The sequence below is a fragment of the Sporomusa sp. genome (assembly GCF_057736855.1).
The window spans coordinates 1-3128 of record NZ_JBYKYF010000330.1 but is presented as its reverse complement, the minus strand read 5'-3'; the positions used below and the strand labels follow the sequence as shown (position 1 = coordinate 3128).

Sequence of the window (3128 nt, the reverse complement as noted above, 5' to 3'; positions counted from 1 at the left end):
GTGGTTCTTCAACCTAGGGTTGCAGGCCGCAAGTTGGTCCACCGCTGCCGTGGCTGCTGCGTGGATAAAGGAAGAACTGTTTACTGATCTTAGGAAAATTCGTGTTCCTGCTTTGATTCTTCATGGTATTCATGACAAGATTTGTTTTTTCCCGTTAGCGCTCGCTCAAAAGCAAGGAATTAGAAACGCCAAACTTGTCCCGTTTAAATATAGCGGTCACGGCTTATTCTATGATGAACGCGATAAATTCAATAAAGAACTGATACACTTTATCGAGGAATAATATAACCTCAGTTTCCCTCCTCTTTATATACCTGTAACCATTCGCACTACTAATTAATATTATGTTAATAGAATATCACAAGGAGGTAGTTTCAGATGGGTCATGATATAGATATTAACAACTTTAGATTTTTCGTATTACGAAACAATACAACCGGGAGTATAGCTATACCGCTTACCACATCGCCAATACCAACAACTTTGGCCTCTCTTACCCTGCGGTCTAATTTTGATTGCGACCAAGCAGTACTATTAACCGCAACTGTTGGCTGGCGGGCGCTAACTAATGGTACTGGACCAGAGAGGGTCAATGTCTTATTTAAAATTTGGCGTGGCAATCCGGCAACAGGAACTTTGATTTTTAGTGCTGCTGATAGCGTTGATAGAGACATTGACAGTAGAAAAATTACCAGTTTTACGCATGTTGACGGCCACTTAGATTTGCGTTCATCCAGACCTCCTATCTATTTTCTTACTGCTGAACTGCCAAACGCCGGCACTGCTGCAACGGTTATTGGGCCAGTTACATTTACCGCTACCGAATTCGAAAAGTAAAATCAAATTAACCATACTGTTTCTTGATGTCAAAAGGCGGCAAATGCGTAAACCCACGTATTTGCTTTCTTTTTTTACAGGATAAGATAGCGTTTCCGAAGAGTTTATTCCCTATTGTAACATAAAAAAAAAGTTGACATATAATGTAGTAAAATACCATAACAGGAGGTCGCATATATGGATCGTTACACCGAAGAAAGGCCTATGCCTTTTGGCTGTAAACCACCAAGGTGCATAGGAAAATTCAATGAGAAATTCAAAGTCTATGAGGTTTGCTGTCGTATAGTGGTAAAGGTTTGTCCCGTCTGCGGTTTTGAGTTTGAACCCCAATTCCATCATATGTGCCCACGTTGCAGACATCATGGACCTGGCGGCTTAGGTCCTGGCGGTTTTTGTCCTGGTGGCTTTGGTCCCGGTAGTTTAGGTCCTGGTTGGTTTGGCCCTAACGGATTTGGTCTTAATGGATTTGGTTTTGGTGGATTTGGTCCTGGCGGTTTCGGTCCTGGCGGTTTCGGTCGGCCTGGCGCCTACGGCCATGGAGGAATAAAAACCAAGGTGAGTGAAGCAGTCGAAGAAGACGATGACGACGCAGATTAATAGTTCTATAGTAAACCGCCGAATGTTTCTTTTTCATCGTAAGGCGGTTTCTTATTTCTGTTCCCATTCGCCAAAGAAAGATGAACTTCTGCCACCTGCAATAACGAAAATAGACATTAGTCCCAAATTGACTAGACTAATGTCTATTTCTTCGCCCCAATAACATACATGAATGGTTATAATTATCAGTTATTGTCCCATCTGTAACGATGCATAAATGGCATCAATCAGCTTATCTAATTCCGGTTCTTGCTGAGGTTTCATCGTTGACTTAATTTCAAATGGCGCTCCAACAATCTCCATATTACTCATTTTTTCTAAATGACCCAGCATGATTTTTAGAGCCATATTCGCCCAAGTATGATTAGCAACTACAGCTACCTTTCGGTTACGAAAACGTAGTGCAGTCATTTCATGTAGCAGGGAATCCATGGCATAGTAAAGCCCCATGTTATAAGTAGGTGCTCCCAAAACAAGATGGCTATATTTCCAGGCGTCAGCAATGATATAGGATGGGTGAGTCTTCGATACGTCATACATGCGAATATCCTCAACCCCTTTTGCCGACAATTTGTTGGCAATCAGATTCATGACATTCTCCGTATTACCGTACATGGAGGCATATGCCAAGACTACACCTGGTTTCTCCGGCTGATACTTACTCCAACGATCATATTTATCGAGAATATAAGGCAATGATTTACGCCAAACCGGCCCATGCAGCGGACATATAATTTGAATATCTAGACTTGCGGCTTTGTTCAAAACCGACTGGACTTGATCCCCAAATTTGCCAACAATATTAGTGTAATAGCGTCTGGCATCATCCAAATATACAGATTCAAAATCTGTCTGATCACTAAACAAATTGCCGGATATGGCTCCAAATGTGCCAAACGCATCAGCAGAGAATAATATCTTTTCTTTCTTCTCATAGGTGAGCATGGCTTCAGGCCAATGCACCATCGGAGCAAAAATAAAAGTGAGGGTATGTTCACCTAATGAAAGTTCATCCCCCTCCTTTATCTGCACGTAGTTTTCCGGTTTATTCAAATGAAAAAACTGCTCAATAAATTGGAAAGTCAATTTGTTCCCAACAATCTTCATATCAGGATAGCGATTCAGCAATTCTCCAATATGAGCACAATGATCAGGTTCCATGTGGTTAACAATCAAATAATCTAATGTACGCCCATTCAATACATGAGTAAAATTTTCCCAAAATTGAACACTAATGGCAGAATCAACCGTATCCAGGAGCGCAGTTTTTTCATCCAGAATAACGTAAGAATTATAAGATACCCCATTAGGCAGCGGAAACATATTCTCAAACCGTTCCAAGCGCCAGTCATTACCTCCTACCCAGAAAATATTGGATGTAATCTCTTGCACGCAATGCATAACATAACCCCTCTCTATATATTTATTAAATAATATTAATGCAGTTTAAAAACAAATATTCCCTCTTACCCTGTTTTTTCCTGCTACTTACTTACGTATTTACCATAATAATACCACTATTAATAATTTATTTCAAGCAATAATAATTATCTTTTATATACCTAAACAACTCTCTTCCATCCAGGCAAAATGATACCTCCTATGACACCTACTTCGCCATAGGAGGTTTAATAATTATGGGCTCTATAATAAATGTTGGGGTAACCAGTTCTACAACTGGAACTGCCTCAACA

At 40.4% G+C, this 3128-nt stretch carries 4 protein-coding genes; 3 read left to right on the top strand and 1 reads right to left on the bottom strand.

Going from position 1 to position 3128, the window contains the following annotated elements; translation table 11 throughout:
• The 3 genes from AC29Z1_RS15650 to AC29Z1_RS15640 all read left to right on the top strand — a co-directional run.
• Positions 1-283: alpha/beta fold hydrolase (locus AC29Z1_RS15650; RefSeq protein WP_488272385.1), on the top strand; the 283-nt coding region annotated here is incomplete at its 5' end.
• Between the two features lie 95 nt (positions 284-378).
• A complete protein-coding gene (locus tag AC29Z1_RS15645) occupies positions 379-837 on the top strand; it encodes a hypothetical protein (protein ID WP_488272384.1) in 459 nt (152 codons plus the stop codon).
• A gap of 177 nt (positions 838-1014) precedes the next feature.
• The gene (locus AC29Z1_RS15640; protein WP_488272383.1) at positions 1015-1434 is read left to right on the top strand and encodes a hypothetical protein; all 420 of its coding nucleotides are present in this window, start codon (positions 1015-1017) and stop codon (positions 1432-1434) included.
• 189 nt (positions 1435-1623) lie between these two features.
• Here AC29Z1_RS15640 and AC29Z1_RS15635 read toward each other — a convergent pair whose 3' ends face one another.
• Positions 1624-2835: an FprA family A-type flavoprotein gene (locus AC29Z1_RS15635; protein WP_488272382.1), complete on the bottom strand. Its 1212-nt coding sequence runs from the start codon at positions 2833-2835 to the stop codon at positions 1624-1626.
• Positions 2836-3128: the final 293 nt, after the last annotated feature.

Bases quoted from the DNA above. Each gene is read 5' to 3' on its own strand.
- AC29Z1_RS15645 (WP_488272384.1), top strand. From the start codon at position 379: ATGGGTCATGATATAGATATTAACAACTTTAGATTTTTCGTATTACGA.
- AC29Z1_RS15640 (WP_488272383.1), top strand. From the start codon at position 1,015: ATGGATCGTTACACCGAAGAAAGGCCTATGCCTTTTGGCTGTAAACCA.
- AC29Z1_RS15635 (WP_488272382.1), bottom strand. From the start codon at position 2,835: ATGCATTGCGTGCAAGAGATTACATCCAATATTTTCTGGGTAGGAGGT.